This is a genomic window from Pseudomonas fluorescens (genome assembly GCF_001623525.1).
In the GTDB taxonomy this organism is placed as follows: Bacteria; Pseudomonadota; Gammaproteobacteria; order Pseudomonadales; family Pseudomonadaceae; genus Aquipseudomonas; species Aquipseudomonas fluorescens_Q.
Map to the genome: position 1 here is coordinate 3199183 of NZ_CP015225.1, position 17382 is coordinate 3216564.

The following is a 17382-nucleotide window of genomic DNA, read 5'->3' on the forward strand; positions in this document are numbered from 1 at the left end:
CAGGGGATCTCAGTGTGACGAAGATCCAGTGTGGGAGCGAGCTTGCTCGCGATGCTTTTAGCGGTCGAGAAAACTACGCAGACACTCAACCTGCTGGCGATGCGCAACCTCCTGCACCACCGGCCGCAACCGTACCTGCGCCCCCGGCAGGCATTGCGCCAACCGGGCCAGGGCCAACGGCGTCAAGGCGCCCAGGCGTGGATAGCCACCGATGGTTTGCCGGTCGTTGAGCAGCACGATCGGTTGGCCATCCGGCGGCACCTGCACCGCACCGAGCGGAATGCCCTCGGAAATCATCGCCGGCCCCTGATACGCCAACGCCGTGCCCAGCAAGCGCATGCCCATGCGGTCGGCGCGACTGTCCAGTGTCCACGGGGTGTTGAACGCGTCGAACAGACTCTGCCCGCTAAATGCGCCATTCTGCGCCCCCAGGATCAGGTCCAGCGGCTGCGCTTGCTGGAAGTCCGGAATCCGCGTGTGCGGCATGGGCCGAGGCGTCGCCGCGCCTGAATAGCTCAGGTGCTCGCCACGACTCAGCGCTCGCCCTCGCCCATCCAGGCCACCCAGTTCCTCGCGCACGACCGTCGCCCGGCTGCCCAGTACCGCAGGCGCATTGAAACCGCCAGGGGCCGCCAGATAGGCCCGAGCACCGAGCACGGGCTGGGTGAGCGCCAGCACCTGGCCCTTGCGCAGACTGAAGAAACGCCACGATGCCACGCCCTGGCCGTCTATTCGCGCGCCCAGGTCCGCCCCGGCCAGCGCCAGCACGCAATCCTCTTCGGCCACTACGGTAAAGCCGCCGAGGGTAATCTCCACCACCGCCGCGTCCAGGCCATTGCCGAGCATCCAATTGGCCCAGGCCATCGACAGCCAGTCCGCCGCCCCGCCCTGGGTCACACCCAGGTGCCTCACGCCGAAACGGCCGGCGTCCTGCAACAGGCACAGCGGTGTGCTGGCCTCGATCAACAAGCGGCTCATGCCTGGGTCTCCAGCGGTGTGTCGTCGCCACCCAGCGCGATGAATTCGGCATGGTCCACGGGGGCGAAACGCACCGTGTCCCCCGGCTGCATCAGGCTGTAGCCATCGCGCTCGCGATCAAACAGTTTGGCCGGGGTGCGACCGATCAGGTTCCAGCCACCGGGCGACACCACCGGATACGCCGCAGTCTGGCGCTCGGCAATGCCGACACTGCCGGCGGCCACGCGCTTGCGCGGCGTGTCGAGGCGCGGTGAAGCCAACTCTTCATCCACCAGCCCCATGAAGGCGAAACCGGGGGCGAAGCCCAAGGCAAACACCTGGTACTCGCGTTCACTGTGGCGACGGATCACCTGGGCGACCGTCAGCCCGCTGCGGCTCGCCAGCAGCTCCAGCTCCGGCCCGACACTGAGGTCGTACCACACCGGCAGCACGTGGCATTGGCCGGCGGACCGGGCATCCGGTGAAAGGTTATTCAACGCCTCATCGATCAATTCACGAGCCTGCACCGTGTTCAGGGCGAGCAAATCGTAGTGCACCATCAACGTGGTATAGGACGGCACCAGGTCAATCAGATGCTCGGCAAACACCGCTCGCAGGCGCTCGCTGGCGGCGAGCATCCAGGGCATGTTGGCCTCGGCGATCTCATCGAACAGGCGCACCATCAAGCAGTCCACCGCCACCACTTCCAAGCGTGGTCTCATGGTGCACTCTGCCGGTCCAGGGCTTCGCGGATGCGTTGCACGGCCGCCACGGAGCTGGCGTTGTCGCCGTGTACGCACAAAGTGTTGGCAATAAGGTGCAAGGCGCTGCCGTCACTGGCGGTCAACGCATTGCCGCGGGCGATAGCCAGGGCCTGCCCGACAATCACCTCGGGATCGTGGTGCACGGCACCCGGTGCTTGCCGCGAAACCAGGCGACCGGCACTGTCGTAGGCGCGGTCGGCAAAGGCTTCAAACCACAGGGTCAGGCCGTACTCATCGCCCAGGGCCTGGGCGGCGCTGTTGTCCCGGGTCGCCATGAGCATCAGCGGCAGTTGCCGATCATAGGCCGCAACAGCCTGGATCACCGCGCGCAGTTGCGCCGGGTTGGCCATCATGTCGTTGTACATCGCGCCGTGGGGCTTGACGTAGCTGACCCGCCCGCCTTGCGCCCGGCAGATGCCGTCGAGGGCGCCGATCTGGTAATGCAGCAGGTCCTGCAATTCCTGGGCGCCGTAGGCCATGGAACGCCGGCCGAAGCCCGCCAGATCCTGATAGGCCGGGTGCGCGCCGATTCGCACGCCATGGCTCAGGGCCAGGCTGACGGTCTTGCGCATGATGCTCGGGTCGCCGGCATGAAAGCCGCAGGCGATGTTGGCGCAATCGATGAAGGGCATCACCTCGGCGTCCAGACCCATGGTCCAGTTGCCGAAGCTTTCGCCGATGTCGCAATTCAATAGCAGGCGGTTCACGGTGAACGCTCCTGTAGGTTCTTTCTTTGTTTAACTGTGGGGCACGCGCACCACAGGTTATCAGTTACTCGGCTTCCAACTGCTTGCCTTGGGTTTCCGGCAGGCTCAGGGCCGCCAGGATCACCACGCCATAGGACACCGCGGCGAACGCTCCGATACCCACGCTCAGCGGCACCTTCTGGCTCAAAATACCAATCAACAGCGGGAACAATGCCGCCACCGCCCGGCCAATGTTGTAGCAGAAGCCTTGGCCCGAACCACGAATGCGCGTAGGGAACAGTTCGGTGAGGAACGAGCCCATGCCGCTGAACATGCCCGACGCGAAGAACCCCAAGGGAAAGCCCAGCCAGAGCATCACGTTATTGCTCACCGGCACCTGGGTATACAGCAGGACGATGGTGAAAGAGCCGACGGCGTACAGGACAAAGTTCTTTTTGCGTCCCAGGATGTCCGACAGATACGCACTGATGACATAGCCCACGTAGGAACCGACGATCACCATCGCCAGGTAGCCGCCGGTACTCAATACACTCAGGCCACGCTCATTTTTCAGGAACGTCGGCAGCCAGGACGTGATGGCGTAGTAACCGCCCAGGGCACCGGTGGTCAGCAGCGAGGCGCGAAGGGTGGTGAAGAGAATGCCGGGGGCAAAAATCTCGTAGAACTTCGCTGGGTTTTCCGGCGTCAGCCGGGCCTTGGTCTGGTTATAGACTTCCGGATCCTTGACCAGTCGGCGGACGAAAATCACGAACACCGCCGGCACGATGCCGAGGATGAACAGTGCGCGCCAGGCGTCTTCCGGCGGCAGCACCGAGAACAGCAGCGCATACAGGATCGCCGTCATGCCCCAGCCCAGCGCCCAACCCGACTGCACCATGCCCACCGCCTTGCCGCGATCCTTGGCACGAATCACTTCACCCATCAACACGGCGCCGGCGGTCCATTCGCCGCCAAAACCGAAGCCCATCAATGTGCGGGCGATCAGCAGTTGTTCATAGTTCTGGGCAAAGCCGCACAAAAAGGTGAAGAAGGCGAACCACAGCACCGTCAGTTGCAGGGTGCGCACCCGCCCGATGCGGTCCGAGAGAATGCCTGCCACCCAGCCGCCAATGGCCGAAGCGATCAAGGTACTGGTGTGAATCAGGCCTGCCTGGCCAGTGGTAATGCCCCACATCGCGATCAGGGTCGGCACCACGAAACTGAGCATCTGCGTGTCCATGCCGTCCAGGGCGTAGCCGATCTTGCAGCTCCAGAAGGTGCGACGTTCCTGCTGGTTGATGTTGCGATACCAATCGAATGGGCCGGAACGGGCCTGGGGTTGGGGGACGCCGAGCGTGTCGGGTGCACTCATGATGGTTCTCCGCAGTTTTATTGTTGTAAGTCTCGACGACGCTGACGTGGAGACCGATGCGTCGATTCTTGAGCGCGCGGCCGATCCCGTCCAACGAATAAAACCTCGGTTGGGTCATAAGAAAAATTTGATTGGGTAACACGCAGGGCCTGGCTGCACACCGTTGTGGCCTAGCTGAACACCATTGTGGCGAGGGAGCTTGCTCCCGCTGGGCTGAAGCAGCCCCTAACCTGTTGGATACCATCTACCTGACACTGCGCGGTGCCTGGTTTTGGGGCCGCTTCGCGGCCCAGCGGGAGCAAGCTCCCTCGCCACGGGGTTTGTGTTTGGCGATGGGCTGGGTGAGTCAGACCGTTCGAGCCACTTTACCAACCACGAACCTGTGGCGAGGGGATTTATCCCCGCTGGGCCGCGAAGCAGCCCCAAACCTGCTGGATACCATCTACCTGACACTGCGCGGTGTCTGGTTTTGGGGCCGCTTCGCGGCCCAGCGGGAGCAAGCTCCCTCGCCACAGAAGCCGGTTGCGGTTTCGATCAGTCGTGCAATCAGAGCCCGCGCAAATCCCGCTCTTCAATCGGCCGGCTCTGGCGCAGGCGCTTGCCGCCCAGCACCACCCAGTCGATCAGGCGGAACAGGCACTCCAGGCCGAACGACAGCAACAACGCACCGCTGATGCCCCAGATCATGGCCTCGGGAGTCAACAGGATCTGGTAGCTGTAGCCGTTCCAGGTTTCCTTGCGGATGTCCGGATCGGCGGCCAGCGCCACTTGCAGCAAGCGGATGTACCACGGGCCCTGCATGGCCTGGAATTGCTTGTCCAGGGCCTGCTGGCGCACGAGCAAGGTGTTCAGGCTGTCGGCGTCGCTGCGAAAGATCGGGTCTTCGCTGGCGCGGTAATGGGCCACCAGGGCTTGCATGTCGCCCTTGAAGAACTGATTGGCGGTGCCCTGGAACCCTTGCAGGCCGGTCTGCGCCTCGATCAGGTGGGCCTCGACCCGCTTGGCGTAATCATTGATGAAGCCCGGCACCTGGACCCCAACCAACAGGCCCACCGCGAACAACACCAGCCGTAGATAACTGAGCAACATAACGTGACGTCCTTATTCGGTCCGGCCGTGGCTGACGCATTCGCCGCGTCGCCACAGGCTCCATTGGCCCGGTTCGTAGCGGGTCCAGGTTTCGTTTTCGGTCAACGGTTCGGTGGCGATCACCGTGACCACGTCGTTGGGCGTGGTTTCAGCCTGGAAATCGACTATCACATCCACATCCTTGAGCCGAGCCGGGCCGAACGGCGCACGACGGGTGATCTGGGCCAGTTTGGTCGAGCAATAGCAGAACAGCCAGTCGCCATCGCTGAGCAAGCAATTGAACACGCCTTTGCTGCGGTATTCGGCGCAGGCCTCGATCAGCGACGGTAGCAATTGTTCCACCTCCACCGGTTCGGGGAAGGCCTGGCGCACACGGTTGAGCAGATCGCAGAAAGCCGCTTCGCTATCGGTATCGCCCACCGGGCGGTAGAAGCTCACGCCCGGCTGGAAATCGGCGAGTTGGCCATTGTGGGCAAAACACCAGTTGCGGCCCCACAACTCACGCACGAACGGGTGCGTATTGGACAGGCAGACCTTGCCGACGTTGGCTTGGCGAATATGCCCGATCACCACTTCGCTCTTGATCGGATAGCGCTGCACCAGGTTCGCCACTTCCGATTCGCTGCTGGCGGCCGGGTCCTGGAACAGGCGCAGGCCACGGCCCTCGTAGAAGGCGATGCCCCAACCGTCCCGATGCGGCCCGGTCTTGCCGCCGCGCTGCATCAGCCCGGTGAAGCTGAACACGATGTCGGTCGGCACATTGGCGCTCATGCCCAATAACTCACACATGCTCGAACTCTCGCTTCAAGGGGCAGGCCCGGTTACAGGCGCGGTTCGATACGCGAACGCTGGGGGTTGCTCGGCACGGGCGGGCGACCGTAACGGTCATCACCGGCCACGCCAAACGGTGGCTCGTCCTCCGGCTCATCGACCGCAGCGGCGGCTTTTGCGGCGGCGGCCCGTTCCTTGCGAGCGTTGGCGGCCCGCTCGATGGGAAAGCGGATCAGCACCAAAATGAAGTAGAGACCGAAGGCGATCATGCCGTACATGAGCAGATCGGAAGCCGCCCGCCAGACGTTGTTGCCGACTTTGAACAGCACGTCCAGGGCAACAATAGCCAGGGCCGGGGCGACCTTGTCCTTCACCGGATCTACGATGGTAGGGCAAAACAGCAGCACCGCCAGCAGCAACCGCAGCGATTCGCGCAACCAGCGCCACATCCAGCGGGTCATGCGCATCCATACCAACAGGCAGCCCAGGGCGGCGAAGGCGTAGAGGCCCCAGGCGATCAGATAGTCATTCTCGGTCATGGTGTCCATGGCAAGGCAGGCAAAGAGGCGCTTATAGTAACGGCTTTTCGCTCGTCAGGCTGCCCCGGCGTCTGGCGAATGGCCTGTGTGGTTGGTTCTGTCCAGGCCATGTGTCCCTTTTCGTACAACGTTCGAGAGCCTTTCATGTCCCTATCTGCCCACGTTTCCAACGCCCCGATTGCCCGCAGGGACCCCGGTGTTGACCCATACGCCTGGCTGCAGGAACGCGACACCGACGCCGTGCTCGACTACCTCAAGGCGGAAAACAGCTACCAGGAGGCGCAACTCGCCGACCAGGCCGAACTGCGCGAAACCCTGTTCCAGGAGATCAAGGGTCGGATTCTCGAGACCGACCTGTCACTGCCCTCGCCCTGGGGCCCGTACCTGTATTACACCCGTACCACGGCCGGTGACGAATACCCGCGCCACTACCGCTGCCCGCGTCCGGCCGATGACAGCCTGAACGTGGATGAAAGCCGTGAACAACTGCTGCTGGACCCGAACGTGCTGGCCGGCGGCGGCTTCTTTTCCCTGGGCGCTTTCAGCATCAGCCCTGACCACCAGCGCCTGGCCTACAGCCTGGACACCACGGGCGATGAGATCTACACCCTATTTGTGAAGGAATTGTCCAACGACAAGGTCAGCGAACTGTCCTTCGCCGATTGCGACGGCAGCATGACCTGGGCCAACGACAGCCTGACGCTGTTTTTCGGCGAGTTGGACGACACCCATCGCCCCCACAAACTCTGGCGCTATCGCCTGGACGGCACTGCCGCCGAAGAGGTGTTCCACGAGCCGGACGGGCGTTTCTTCCTGCATTGCTATCGTTCGAGTTCGGAAAAGCAGTTGATCCTGTCCCTGGGCAGCAAGACCACCAGCGAAGTCTGGGTACTGGACGCTGCGCAACCGCAGCGCCCCTTTACCTGCCTGGCGCCCCGCGTGGAAAACCATGAATACGACGTCGACCACGGCCTGCTCGATGGCCAATGGACCTGGTTGATCCGCAGCAACCGCGACGGGATCAACTTCGCCCTGTACCAGGCCGCCGACACAGGCGTGGCGCCGACCGAAGCCGACTGGCAGAACCTGATCCCCCACAGCGACACGGTGATGATCGACGGCCTGAGCCTGAACGCCGGGGCCATGACCTTGAGCCTGCGCGAAGGCGGCCTGCCGATCATCGAGGTTCACCCGCAAGGCTTGCCGGCCTATCGGGTGCAACTGCCGGACGCGGCCTACAGCCTGCATGTGCAAAACAGCCTGGAGTTCGTCAGCGAGCGCATTCGCCTGCGCTACGAGGCCCTGAACCGTCCGGCGCAGATCCGCCAGTTGGACCTGGCCAGCGGCGCACAGGTGGTGCTCAAGCAAACCCCGGTACTGGGCCCGTTCGACGCCGATGCCTACGTCAGCCAACGGCTGTGGGCCACGGCGCCAGACGGCACACAAGTGCCCATCAGCCTGGTGGTCAAGCGCGAAGCCCTCGGCCGACCGGTACCGCTGTACCTGTACGGCTACGGTGCCTATGGCGAAAGCCTCGACCCGTGGTTTTCCCATTCGCGGCTGAGCCTGCTTGACCGCGGCGTAGCGTTTGCCATCGCCCATGTGCGCGGCGGCGGCGAGCTGGGTGAAGCCTGGTATCGCGCCGGCAAGCAGGAACACAAGCACAACACGTTCGGCGATTTCATCGCCTGTGCCGAGCATTTGATCGCCAACGGCTTCACCACCGCCGAACAACTGGCAATCAGCGGCGGCAGCGCCGGTGGCCTGCTGATCGGCGCGGTGCTCAACCAACGCCCGGAGTTGTTCAAGGTTGCGATTGCCGAGGTGCCGTTCGTCGACGTGCTCAACACCATGCTCGACCCGGACTTGCCGCTGACCGTCACCGAGTACGACGAATGGGGCAATCCAGAGGAGCCGGACGTTTATGATCGGATCCGAGCCTACGCCCCGTACGAAAACGTCAGCGCCCAGGCGTACCCGGCGCTGCTGGTGATCGCCGGTTACAACGACAGCCGTGTGCAGTACTGGGAAGCGGCCAAGTGGGTGGCGAAATTGCGCGCCACCAAGACCGACGACCACCCCCTGCTGCTCAAGACCGAACTGGGCGCCGGCCACGGCGGAATGAGCGGGCGTTACCAGGGATTGCGTGACGTAGCGCTCGAATATGCATTTGTCTTGAAGGTTTTGGGGGTGGTCTGAGGAACTCTGTGGGATGGCCGGGTCTTAGCTCCATGCGCCGGGCATCCCGGATCAAATAACGGTGGGAGCGAGCTTGCTCCCACAGGGGATCTACCATGGATCTTTTTACACCCGGGCCAAACTGAACCTGCAACACACACAAGAAAAAGACCGTGCCAACATGTCAGAACCGACCTTACTGAATAAAGAAATCCGCGACTGGTTGATGGACTGCGGTCTGTTCGACCAGTTGCTGCCTGTGGACTTCGCCGCGGCGTCGGGCTATTTCAGCATCAGCGCCATCGCCCAGGGCGAAGCGATTTTCCACGAGGGCGATGCCGGCAGCTTCATGTGCATCATCCACACCGGCCAGGTAGCCGTGCAGAAAACCGGCCCCGACGGCCAACCCGTGACCATCGCCACGCTGCGCAGCGGCCGGGCATTCGGCGAAATGGCCGTGCTCGACGGCGAACGGCGCTCGGCCAGTTGCATCGCCGCCAGCGATTGCCAATTGCTAAACCTGGGCAAGGACTCCCTGGAAAAAATGCTCAACGACGCCCCCAAGATCGCCGCCAAGATCATCCGCGCCCTCGCCGTCTCCCTGTCCAAGCGCCTGCGCATGGCCGATGGGCAGTTGTTGTCGCAGCAGGTCTGACAGCCAAACCACAATACCTGTGGGAGCGAGCTTGCTCGCTCCCACAGGTGAATGCGTCGTCTTGTCGATTTATCCTCCCGGCGACTTGGCCTTCACTGGCTTGGGCTCCATGCCCGGTATCGGCTGGTCCTTGGGCGGCTTGGGCATTTCGATGGGGGGCAGCAAGGGCGGTCCGCCGCTTCCGGGGCCAACCTTGGGCACCCCGTTGGGCGTGACCGGCGGATAGGGCATGGGAGTGGCGGTGCCAGGCGATCCGGGGATGCTGGGCGGGTTGACTGGAATCGTCGGTTGTTGAGCCTGGGCGCAACTTATTGAGAGCGCCGCCAGGGCAATGGCCGTTAGAATGATGCACTTCATCAATGGCTCCGTGGCTATTGTCTGCTTTAAGGCTAGTCGTTACCGCGCGGTTTGCCCTCCTACGAGATTTCCATGAAACGTTTCGTTCTGCTCGACACCACGCCCATCCCTGATAACGGCGGTGCCCTGTGCCTATTCGAGTACGGGGAAGACTTCGTCATCAAGATCCAGGGCGGTGACGGCGGGCAGTTGATGAACACCCGCATGCACGGTTCCGAAGACGCCCTGGCGGAGATTCCCTGCCGCAAGGTCGCCGGTCGTCTAGGCTCGCGCGTGCTGATCGGCGGCCTCGGCATGGGGTTCACCCTCGCTTCGGCGCTCAAGCACCTGGGCAAGACCGCCGAAGTGGTGGTGGCCGAACTGGTACCGGGCGTGGTGGAGTGGAACCGTGGCCCCCTGGGTGAAAAGGCCGGGCGGCCGTTGTCGGATCCGCGCACAGTGATCCGCATGGAAGACGTCGCCAAGGTGCTGCAAGCCGAGCCCCAGGGGTTCGACGCGATCATGCTGGACGTCGACAACGGCCCGGAAGGCCTGACCCAGAAAGCCAACAGTTGGCTGTATTCGGCTGGAGGCCTGGCCGCCTGCGCCAAGGCCCTGCGGCCCAAGGGCGTGCTCGCGGTGTGGTCGGCCAGCGCTGACCGGCAGTTTTCCGACAAGCTGAAGAAGGCCGGCTTCAAGGCCGAAGAGGTGCAAGTGTTCGCCCATGGCAACAAAGGCACCCGCCACACCATCTGGATTGCCGAGAAGCTCAAGGGCTGAGCTAAACTCTGTCCAACCGTCATCCGTCTTGTCTACAAAGGTGAACCCATGAGTTCGTCAACGCCACCGTCCAACACCGCCAAGCTGGACCGCATCCTCGCCGATGCCCAGCGCGACCGGGAGATGGGCTACCGCGACAAAGCCCTGAAAATGTACCCCCATGTCTGTGGCCGCTGCGCCCGTGAGTTTTCCGGCAAGCGCCTGAGCGAACTGACCGTTCACCACCGCGACCACAACCACGACAACAACCCGCAGGACGGTTCCAACTGGGAACTGCTGTGCCTGTACTGCCACGACAACGAACACTCGCGCTACACCGACCAGCAATATTTCGGCGACGGCTCCCTGAGCACTCCGAAAATCGCCAAGGCGACCCACAACCCCTTCGCCGCATTGGCCGGGTTGATGAAAAAGGACGAGTAATCAGCCGTGGTGGCGAGTGGGTTTATCTTGCGCTGCAAAGTGTTGCTCCACAGATCAAATCCCCTCGCCAAAAGTGGCCTGCTCGACTGTGGGGCGGCTGCCTGGGCCGCTTTCATGGTCCAGCTGACAAATCTGCAATGCCCCCGTCAGGTCGCTGACAGCTTCGCACCTTTAGCATGCCCGCTACTTCCCTCATTTGCAGGTGAAGCAAGCCAAGGTTGATGAATATCAATCTGCCAAAGCCCTCCCTGCCTATTCTGTGGTTATCGGTGGCGGTGGCTCGCCTGGCCTGAAGGAGCGACACCATGAACACTCATCAACCCCCTGCGGGTGCAACGCCATTCTGGCGGGGCAAGACCGGCATTGTATTGATCATGTTGTTGGCCATCGGCCTCTTCTATCTGGCGCGAGAACACTTCAGCCACATCGCGGCGAATTGGCCGTACCTGATTCTCCTGATATGTCCCTTGATGCATATCTTCGGACACGGCCACGGCCATGGCGGTCATGGACAACATGGCCAACCACCCGTCAACCGCAGGGATCAGGAAGGCCCCTAGCCATGCCCAACGTTCCAGCGCACCTTCACCACAGTGCTCCAGCGCCCAGCGGCGACATGGCGACTGAATACACCTGCCCCATGCACCCGGAAATCCGCCAACCCGGCCCCGGCACCTGCCCCAAGTGTGGCATGACGCTGGAGCCGGTGATGCCCGCGCTGGAAGAAGAGGACAATCCAGAACTCAAGGACTTCACCCGCCGCTTCTGGTGGTCACTGCCGTTGACGGTGATCGTCACGGTGCTCGCCATGGCGGGGCACGCTTTGTCGCTGTTTCACGGTGCAACGCAAAATCTCGTCGAGTTTTTCCTGGCGACCCCCGTGGTCCTGTGGGCAGGCTGGCCGTTTTTTGTACGGGCAGTGGCCTCTGTTCGCCAGCGTAGCCCGAACATGTGGACCCTGATTGGCCTGGGCACCGCGGCGGCCTATCTCTACAGTGTCGCCGCCACGTTTTGGCCCGGAGGATTCCCCGCCACGTTCGTGCAGGAGGGGCGTATCGGCGTCTACTTTGAAGCCGCCGCAGTGATCATCTCCCTTACCTTGCTGGGGCAGATGCTGGAGCTCAAGGCACGCTCGCAGACGTCGGCCGCCATCAAGTCGCTGCTGGGGCTGTCCCCCAAAACCGCGCGCCGGATCAATGCCGATGGACAGGAACAAGACATTCCCCTGGCCCACGTCCATCAGGGTGACCACCTGCGGATCAGGCCCGGTGAAAAGGTCCCGGTCGATGGTACGGTACTCGAAGGGGAAAGTGCCGTTGACGAGTCGATGCTCACCGGCGAGCCGGTTCCGGTGATCAAACGCGCCGGGGACAACCTGATCGGCGCCACGATCAACACCCACGGTAGCTTGGTGATGACGGCGCAGAAGGTCGGCGCCGAGACCGTCCTGGCGCAAATTGTCCAGATGGTCGCCCGGGCCCAGCGCTCGAAAGCGCCTATGCAGCGCATGGCCGACGTGATCGCTGGCTATTTCGTCATGGGCGTGATTGCCATCGCCGTACTGACCTTTTTCGGCTGGGGGCTGTTAGGCCCCGAACCTGGCTGGGTCTTCGGGCTGATCAACGCCGTCGCCGTGCTGATCATCGCCTGCCCCTGCGCGCTGGGACTCGCAACCCCCATGTCGATCATGGTGTCCACCGGCAAGGCTGCCAGCCTGGGCGTGCTTTTCCGGGACGCCAGCGCCATCGAGAACTTATGCAGGATCGACACGCTGATCGTCGATAAGACCGGCACCCTGACCGAAGGGCGCCCGGCCTTTCACAGCGTGAAAGCCACCCAGGGCTTCGACGACCGCCAGGTGCTGCTGTTGGCCGCCAGCCTCGACCAGGGCAGCGAACATCCCCTGGCCCACGCCATCGTCGATCACGCACGAGCCGAGCATCTTGAACTGATCAAGCCGGCTTCATTTGAATCCGGCAGCGGCATCGGTGTCAGTGGCCAGGTGGACGGCAAACAGATCCACTTGGGCAATACCGCCCTGATGAACGCCGCCAGCATCAGCGTCAGCCCACTGCAACAGCAGGCCGAGCAGCTACGCGCGCAAGGCATCAGCATTATCTACATGGCGGTCGACGGTGTACTGGCCGGGCTGCTGGGCGTCTCGGACCCGATCAAGCCAACCTCCAGGGAAGCGGTCAGCCGGCTCAAGGCTCACGACATCACAATCATCATGGCCACCGGTGACGGCCTCACCACGGCACGCGCCGTGGCCAGGGAGATGGGCATTGAAGAGGTCCATGGCGAAGTCAAACCCGAGGACAAGGAACGTCTGGTGGCGGACCTGCAGCGCGATGGCCGCCAGGTCGCGATGGCGGGTGACGGAATAAACGATGCGCCCGCCCTGGCTCGGGCGAACGTAGGCATTGCCATGGGTACAGGCACGGACGTGGCGATGAACAGCGCCCAGCTGACCTTGGTAAAAGGCGATTTGATGGGGATCTTGCGGGCCCGCACCCTTTCGGTGGCAACCGTTAGAAACATGCGCCAGAACCTCGGCTTTGCCTTCCTCTATAACTCGATGGGTATTCCGTTGGCGGCCGGCCTGCTGTACCCCCTGACCGGTCACCTGCTCTCGCCCATGATTGCCGCCATCGCCATGAGCGTGAGTTCGGCGTCGGTGGTGTTCAATGCCTTGAGGTTGCGTAACACGCCAGCACAATAATCCGGCGCCCATAAAAAACAGGCGCCACCAGGGCGCCTGACCGTCTCAAAACCAAAGGAGAACAAACGAGACGGTAATCAGCCGCCATTCGGACAGTTATCACCCAGGAGCCTATATTCCAGGGTATTGAGCTTGCCGTTCGAGTCTTCGTAGGTCATGCGCGACGGTCCGACACCACAGCCTTTATTGGCCGGTGTAATGCTCACCACTTTTTTAACATCGAGTTTCATGCCGTATTCGTAATGAACGATTTCGGCGATGGCTTTGCCGTTTTCGACGGCGTATTGCGCCATGGCTTGTTGATTGTTCTGGATCATCTGGCCATAAACCCGGTCACCTCCGCCTTCCGCCAAGGCAAGGGAAGAAAGGGACAGGATCGAAACGGCGAGCAAGGCATCAAGGGTTTTCATGAGGAACTCCGGCAGTCATTTGTCAGGCAAACCATAACGACTGGTGCCTGTCACGACGCTGGCGGGGACGTTACCGATTAGTCAGGTTCGTGAACAGGTAACCGACCATCCCCCCCACTCACAAACTGAACACGCAGCCCCATTCCCCGTATAATCGCGCCTTTTCCCCAAAGGCACCCCGCCCGTGGCCAACAAACGCTATAGCTGCATCGGTCTGTTCAACCCCAAGTCACCGGAAAACGTCGGTTCGGTCATGCGTGCCGCCGGCTGCTACGGCGTGGCGTCGGTGTTCTACACCGGCAAGCGCTATGAGCGAGCCGCCGACTTCGTCACCGACACCAAGAAAGTCCACTACGACATTCCGCTGATCGGTATCGACGACCTGAAGAAAATCCTGCCCCTGGGCTGTGTGCCGGTGGCCGTGGAACTGGTGGAAGGCGCTCGCCCACTGCCCGAATACACTCACCCGGACCGAGCGCTGTACATTTTTGGCCCGGAAGATGGCTCGCTGGACAAGAACATTCGCGATTGGTGTGAGGATGTGGTGTACATCCCCACCACCGGCTGCATGAACCTGGCCGCCACCGTCAACGTCGTGCTGTATGACCGCATGGCCAAAGGCAACAACACCCGTTCGGGGCCGCAATTCCGCTGATCGGTGCAACATTCGATTGAACAAGGCAATCGCTCGGGCAGTCAGCTTTATACCAATCCCCATACTGGAGACAGATCATGAGCGATAACAATCCGTTCGAGCCGATTGAGACCACCCCTTTCCAATCCCATCCGCCACAAAACGTGCATGGTTGGGAACGCATTGGCTCACTGGCCGGCGGTGTGCTGATGATGGGCAAGGGCTTGCGCCGTGGCGGTGTGCTCGGCCTGGCTCAACTGGCGATCGGCGGCATGGCGCTGGCGCGGGGGATCACCGGGCATTGCTCGGCCAAGGCCTTGTTGGAAAAGAACCGGCAGAACCTCAGCAACGCCCGCGCCCGCATCGAACAGGCCGGTGATGAGCTGGGCCGCCTGAAGGCCAATGCCGAGGCGGCGACTGGCACGGCTACGGTGACGGGGAATGATTCGTTGGATTCGCCGAAGGTTGGGCTCTGATTTTTGCAGCGCCGCTGATGGCCCCTTCGCGAGCAAGCTCGCTCCACATGTTTTGTGAACGCCGAAAACCCAATGTGGGAGAGCTTGCTCGCGATGGCGGTGTCACTGAAGTAACCGGGTATCCAGCACAGTAGAGGCCCCACCCAGAACGCTCTCACTGAGCTGCACAAACTCTTTGGTATCGACCGTTTCCAACCGCATCGCCGCCTGCAACACATCATCCAGCGAACGTTTGTTACGGGTTTTCAGGCGAATCTCGCGGTCCAGTTCCTGCAACAGCAACACCGCCTTGGCCACCTCCGCCGAGCTGATCTGTTCGCCGCGCAAGGTGGTGATGCCCTTGCTGTCGCGGGCGAGCCGGTCGTTCAAGGTCTGATAGCGCTCATCACTCAGGCCGCCGGCGCGGCGCAGCAGTTCGATGGCGTAGTACTCGGTCAGCCCTTCGCTGATCCAGTCGCTACGATCATGATCATTGACCCGGGCCAATGCCTGCACCAACTCCCGCAGCAATGGGCTACTGCCCCGCTCGCTGACCAGCGGCGGACGGCTGTGCAGGTAGATCGAGTCGTGACCGGCCTGGGCGCCACGCCACAACGGATCGCCGGCGCCGACAATCAGCAACTTGGCCGGATGGCGCGGCACCAGTGCTTGTACCTGCGGCCAGACGAATGTCAGCAGCGTCAGCACATCCATCCGGCGCATGCCTTGGCCCTGGGGCGAGGCGACCGTCACCTCAGTTTCGCCCAGGCGGGTGCGGCGGCTACCCAGTTTGCCGGCGAGCATCCAGCCCGTAGGGCGGTCGAACAGGCGCGAGGGGTTGTCGATGCGAAAGCGTTGCTTGCCGATGCGCGGCCAGGGCGTCTCGATGCTTTTCCAGCCATTGGGCAATTCAACTTCAAGACGGGCCACCAGTTCGACGCCGTCCTGCTGGTCGAGCCTGGCCGACGGCACCAGGTCGTCGCCGCGCAGCAACGCCCACGTCGGGGTCATGCGGGTTTCGAAGGTGGCGTTCTTGCGCGCATGGCTGATGCGCACGCGGTAGCTCAGGCTGGCCTTGTCCGCTGCCGGCCGCCAGACACCTCGCGCCTCTTTGCCGGGAGTGAGTTGCCATTGGCCGTCGGCCTTGAAATCGCTGTAGCGACTGCCGTCGCCGAGGTCGAAATCCAGGCTACGCACCGCCGCCCCCCGGGCCAGGGTCAGACGCACCTCGGCCTGATCGCTCAGGGGCAACAGGTGCACGTGATAGTCCAGATCGACTTTCTGCGCCGCCCACAGCGGCCCGCACATCGCCAGCAGCCCGGCGGCCAGCATCCGTTTCAATCCTGCAGCCATGGGTTCTCCCTGGGGCGCGCCGCCCGACGGCTCAGCCGGCGCGGAAAATCAGATGATCTTCCCAATCGTCTTCCGGCACGCTGCCTTCGGCCAGCATACGCCCGGACTGGGAAATGCGTTCGTGGTGCACCGCATCGCGATCACCGCAGACCAGGTGGTGCCACAACGGCAAGTCCTTGCCCTCGCTGACCAGCCGATAACCGCAGGTCGGCGGCAGCCATTTGAACTCATCGGCCTTGCCCGGCGTGAGCTGGATGCAGTCGGGGACAAAGTCGCGGCGGTTGGGATAGTCGGAGCACTGGCAGGTTTTCAGGTCCAGCAGTTTGCAGGCGATGCGCGTGTAGTAGACGCTGTTGTCGTCTTCGTCTTCGAGTTTTTGCAGGCAGCACAGGCCACAGCCGTCGCACAGCGATTCCCATTCCTGCAGATCGAGCTGATCGAGGGTTTTGCGTTTCCAGAACGGTTCGACTTTGGCGGCCATGGCTCAAGCATCAACATCAGGTGGTGAAAAGGCCGACAGTCTAGTGCCCGGGCCTCTTCAGGCCAAGCATTGGCGACTGTCGGTAGGCCGGGACTTGTCAGCCCGGGCGGCGGGACGTAGGTTGTTTCATTGACTTTCCAAACCCCAGCCAGGTAAGCCCATGAGTGCCAATCCCCGCATTGCCGATTACGCGATTCACCCTCAATTCATCGAGCGCTGGTCGCCCCGTGCCTTTACCGGCGAGACCATTGCCGAAGAAACCCTGCTGGGCTTCTTCGAAGCTGCACGCTGGGCGCCGTCGGCGTACAACTCCCAGCCATGGCGCTTCCTGTATGCGCGCCGCGACACGCCGAATTGGGAGCGTTTCCTGGGCCTGCTCAATGAATTCAACCGCAGCTGGGCCCAACACGCCTCGGCACTGGTGATCATTGTTTCGAAAACCACCTTCGCCGTTCCCGGCGCCACCGAAGAAACCCCTGCGCAGTCCCACACTTTCGATACGGGGGCGGCCTGGGGCCACCTGGCGCTGCAAGCCAGCCTCAGCGGCTGGCACACCCATGGCATGGCCGGTTTCGACCAGGCGTTGACCCGCAAGGAACTGAAGATCCCGGAAGGCTACGCCCTGCACGCCGCCGTGGCGATTGGCAAGCTGGGGGACAAATCGACACTGGCCGAATACCTCCAGGCCCGCGAAACCCCAAGCCCGCGCCGGCCGTTGAGCGAACTGGTGGCTGAGGGCGACTTCACCCTGTAACCCTGCCCCTTCATGTGAACAAA

General features: G+C 62.5%; 20 protein-coding genes. 9 read left to right on the top strand and 11 right to left on the bottom strand.

Annotated features, from left to right (window positions below; translation table 11 throughout):
- Positions 1-57: 57 nt before the first annotated feature.
- The 7 genes from TK06_RS13595 to TK06_RS13625 all read right to left on the bottom strand — a co-directional run bounded on the left by TK06_RS13595 (position 58) and on the right by TK06_RS13625 (position 6187).
- Positions 58-978, bottom strand: a complete 921-nt coding sequence (locus tag TK06_RS13595) for a biotin-dependent carboxyltransferase family protein (protein WP_063322490.1) — start codon at positions 976-978, stop codon at positions 58-60.
- On the bottom strand, positions 975-1679 hold the full coding sequence (gene pxpB / locus TK06_RS13600) for a 5-oxoprolinase subunit PxpB (RefSeq protein ID WP_063322491.1): 705 nt from the start codon (positions 1677-1679) through the stop codon (positions 975-977). The genes TK06_RS13595 and pxpB overlap by 4 nt, the downstream gene beginning before the upstream one ends.
- A complete protein-coding gene (locus TK06_RS13605) occupies positions 1676-2428 on the bottom strand; it encodes a 5-oxoprolinase subunit PxpA (RefSeq protein WP_063322492.1) in 753 nt (250 codons plus the stop codon). The genes pxpB and TK06_RS13605 overlap by 4 nt, the downstream gene beginning before the upstream one ends.
- 64 nt (positions 2429-2492) lie before the next feature.
- Positions 2493-3779, bottom strand: coding sequence for an MFS transporter (locus tag TK06_RS13610; RefSeq protein WP_060738732.1), 1287 nt, complete (start codon positions 3777-3779; stop codon positions 2493-2495).
- A gap of 546 nt (positions 3780-4325) precedes the next feature.
- Complete coding sequence (locus tag TK06_RS13615) at positions 4326-4868, bottom strand: DUF2937 family protein (protein ID WP_063322493.1); 543 nt, start codon at positions 4866-4868, stop codon at positions 4326-4328.
- Positions 4869-4880: 12 nt separating this feature from the next.
- Positions 4881-5657, bottom strand: coding sequence for a class II glutamine amidotransferase (locus TK06_RS13620; RefSeq protein ID WP_003198875.1), 777 nt, complete (start codon positions 5655-5657; stop codon positions 4881-4883).
- Between the two features lie 32 nt (positions 5658-5689).
- Complete coding sequence (locus tag TK06_RS13625) at positions 5690-6187, bottom strand: hypothetical protein (protein WP_063322494.1); 498 nt, start codon at positions 6185-6187, stop codon at positions 5690-5692.
- 135 nt (positions 6188-6322) lie between these two features.
- Between TK06_RS13625 and TK06_RS13630 the strand changes: the two genes are divergently transcribed.
- Both TK06_RS13630 and TK06_RS13635 read left to right on the top strand, forming a co-directional pair.
- A complete protein-coding gene (locus TK06_RS13630; protein WP_063322495.1) occupies positions 6323-8377 on the top strand; it encodes a S9 family peptidase in 2055 nt (684 codons plus the stop codon).
- A gap of 160 nt (positions 8378-8537) precedes the next feature.
- Positions 8538-9011 carry a cyclic nucleotide-binding domain-containing protein gene (locus TK06_RS13635; protein WP_063325148.1) on the top strand — a complete coding sequence of 158 codons (474 nt, stop codon included), beginning with the start codon at positions 8538-8540 and terminating at the stop codon, positions 9009-9011.
- A gap of 69 nt (positions 9012-9080) precedes the next feature.
- Here TK06_RS13635 and TK06_RS13640 read toward each other — a convergent pair whose 3' ends face one another.
- Positions 9081-9368, bottom strand: a complete 288-nt coding sequence (locus tag TK06_RS13640; RefSeq protein ID WP_063322496.1) for a hypothetical protein — start codon at positions 9366-9368, stop codon at positions 9081-9083.
- Between the two features lie 72 nt (positions 9369-9440).
- On the opposite strand from TK06_RS13640, the gene TK06_RS13645 reads away from it, so the two are divergent.
- The 4 genes from TK06_RS13645 to TK06_RS13665 all read left to right on the top strand — a co-directional run bounded on the left by TK06_RS13645 (position 9441) and on the right by TK06_RS13665 (position 13272).
- Positions 9441-10127 carry a spermidine synthase gene (locus TK06_RS13645; RefSeq protein WP_063322497.1) on the top strand — a complete coding sequence of 229 codons (687 nt, stop codon included), beginning with the start codon at positions 9441-9443 and terminating at the stop codon, positions 10125-10127.
- 48 nt (positions 10128-10175) lie between these two features.
- Positions 10176-10550: a YajD family HNH nuclease gene (locus tag TK06_RS13650; protein ID WP_003184246.1), complete on the top strand. Its 375-nt coding sequence runs from the start codon at positions 10176-10178 to the stop codon at positions 10548-10550.
- Positions 10551-10855: 305 nt separating this feature from the next.
- Positions 10856-11110 (top strand): DUF2933 domain-containing protein, encoded by a 255-nt coding sequence (locus TK06_RS13660; RefSeq protein WP_063322499.1) that lies wholly within the window; start codon positions 10856-10858, stop codon positions 11108-11110.
- A 2-nt stretch (positions 11111-11112) separates the two neighbouring features.
- Positions 11113-13272 (top strand): copper-transporting P-type ATPase, encoded by a 2160-nt coding sequence (locus TK06_RS13665; protein ID WP_109790757.1) that lies wholly within the window; start codon positions 11113-11115, stop codon positions 13270-13272.
- A gap of 77 nt (positions 13273-13349) precedes the next feature.
- Here the strand turns inward: TK06_RS13665 and TK06_RS13670 are convergent, their stop codons facing one another.
- The gene (locus TK06_RS13670; RefSeq protein ID WP_063322500.1) at positions 13350-13682 is read right to left on the bottom strand and encodes a DUF2790 domain-containing protein; all 333 of its coding nucleotides are present in this window, start codon (positions 13680-13682) and stop codon (positions 13350-13352) included.
- Between the two features lie 184 nt (positions 13683-13866).
- On the opposite strand from TK06_RS13670, the gene TK06_RS13675 reads away from it, so the two are divergent.
- Together TK06_RS13675 and TK06_RS13680 are read left to right on the top strand one after the other, a co-directional pair.
- Positions 13867-14337: an RNA methyltransferase gene (locus TK06_RS13675; RefSeq protein ID WP_063322501.1), complete on the top strand. Its 471-nt coding sequence runs from the start codon at positions 13867-13869 to the stop codon at positions 14335-14337.
- Positions 14338-14414: 77 nt separating this feature from the next.
- Positions 14415-14792 (top strand): YgaP family membrane protein, encoded by a 378-nt coding sequence (locus TK06_RS13680; RefSeq protein ID WP_063322502.1) that lies wholly within the window; start codon positions 14415-14417, stop codon positions 14790-14792.
- Between the two features lie 102 nt (positions 14793-14894).
- Here the strand turns inward: TK06_RS13680 and TK06_RS13685 are convergent, their stop codons facing one another.
- On the bottom strand, positions 14895-16124 hold the full coding sequence (locus tag TK06_RS13685; RefSeq protein WP_063322503.1) for a hypothetical protein: 1230 nt from the start codon (positions 16122-16124) through the stop codon (positions 14895-14897).
- A 31-nt stretch (positions 16125-16155) separates the two neighbouring features.
- Positions 16156-16605 carry a YcgN family cysteine cluster protein gene (locus TK06_RS13690; RefSeq protein WP_063322504.1) on the bottom strand — a complete coding sequence of 150 codons (450 nt, stop codon included), beginning with the start codon at positions 16603-16605 and terminating at the stop codon, positions 16156-16158.
- A gap of 160 nt (positions 16606-16765) precedes the next feature.
- Between TK06_RS13690 and TK06_RS13695 the strand changes: the two genes are divergently transcribed.
- On the top strand, positions 16766-17359 hold the full coding sequence (locus tag TK06_RS13695; RefSeq protein WP_063322505.1) for a nitroreductase family protein: 594 nt from the start codon (positions 16766-16768) through the stop codon (positions 17357-17359).
- The last annotated feature ends 23 nt before the right edge of the window (positions 17360-17382 follow it).

Excerpts from the sequence above, each read along its gene's own strand:
- TK06_RS13645 (WP_063322497.1), top strand. The coding sequence starts at position 9,441 with ATGAAACGTTTCGTTCTGCTCGACACCACGCCCATCCCTGATAACGGC.
- TK06_RS13625 (WP_063322494.1), bottom strand. The coding sequence starts at position 6,187 with ATGGACACCATGACCGAGAATGACTATCTGATCGCCTGGGGCCTCTAC.
- TK06_RS13620 (WP_003198875.1), bottom strand. The coding sequence starts at position 5,657 with ATGTGTGAGTTATTGGGCATGAGCGCCAATGTGCCGACCGACATCGTG.
- pxpB (WP_063322491.1), bottom strand. The coding sequence starts at position 1,679 with ATGAGACCACGCTTGGAAGTGGTGGCGGTGGACTGCTTGATGGTGCGC.
- TK06_RS13670 (WP_063322500.1), bottom strand. The coding sequence starts at position 13,682 with ATGAAAACCCTTGATGCCTTGCTCGCCGTTTCGATCCTGTCCCTTTCT.
- TK06_RS13610 (WP_060738732.1), bottom strand. The coding sequence starts at position 3,779 with ATGAGTGCACCCGACACGCTCGGCGTCCCCCAACCCCAGGCCCGTTCC.
- TK06_RS13630 (WP_063322495.1), top strand. The coding sequence starts at position 6,323 with ATGTCCCTATCTGCCCACGTTTCCAACGCCCCGATTGCCCGCAGGGAC.
- TK06_RS13680 (WP_063322502.1), top strand. The coding sequence starts at position 14,415 with ATGAGCGATAACAATCCGTTCGAGCCGATTGAGACCACCCCTTTCCAA.
- TK06_RS13615 (WP_063322493.1), bottom strand. The coding sequence starts at position 4,868 with ATGTTGCTCAGTTATCTACGGCTGGTGTTGTTCGCGGTGGGCCTGTTG.
- TK06_RS13595 (WP_063322490.1), bottom strand. The coding sequence starts at position 978 with ATGAGCCGCTTGTTGATCGAGGCCAGCACACCGCTGTGCCTGTTGCAG.
- TK06_RS13660 (WP_063322499.1), top strand. The coding sequence starts at position 10,856 with ATGAACACTCATCAACCCCCTGCGGGTGCAACGCCATTCTGGCGGGGC.
- TK06_RS13665 (WP_109790757.1), top strand. The coding sequence starts at position 11,113 with ATGCCCAACGTTCCAGCGCACCTTCACCACAGTGCTCCAGCGCCCAGC.
- TK06_RS13695 (WP_063322505.1), top strand. The coding sequence starts at position 16,766 with ATGAGTGCCAATCCCCGCATTGCCGATTACGCGATTCACCCTCAATTC.
- TK06_RS13640 (WP_063322496.1), bottom strand. The coding sequence starts at position 9,368 with ATGAAGTGCATCATTCTAACGGCCATTGCCCTGGCGGCGCTCTCAATA.
- TK06_RS13650 (WP_003184246.1), top strand. The coding sequence starts at position 10,176 with ATGAGTTCGTCAACGCCACCGTCCAACACCGCCAAGCTGGACCGCATC.
- TK06_RS13685 (WP_063322503.1), bottom strand. The coding sequence starts at position 16,124 with ATGGCTGCAGGATTGAAACGGATGCTGGCCGCCGGGCTGCTGGCGATG.
- TK06_RS13690 (WP_063322504.1), bottom strand. The coding sequence starts at position 16,605 with ATGGCCGCCAAAGTCGAACCGTTCTGGAAACGCAAAACCCTCGATCAG.
- TK06_RS13635 (WP_063325148.1), top strand. The coding sequence starts at position 8,538 with ATGTCAGAACCGACCTTACTGAATAAAGAAATCCGCGACTGGTTGATG.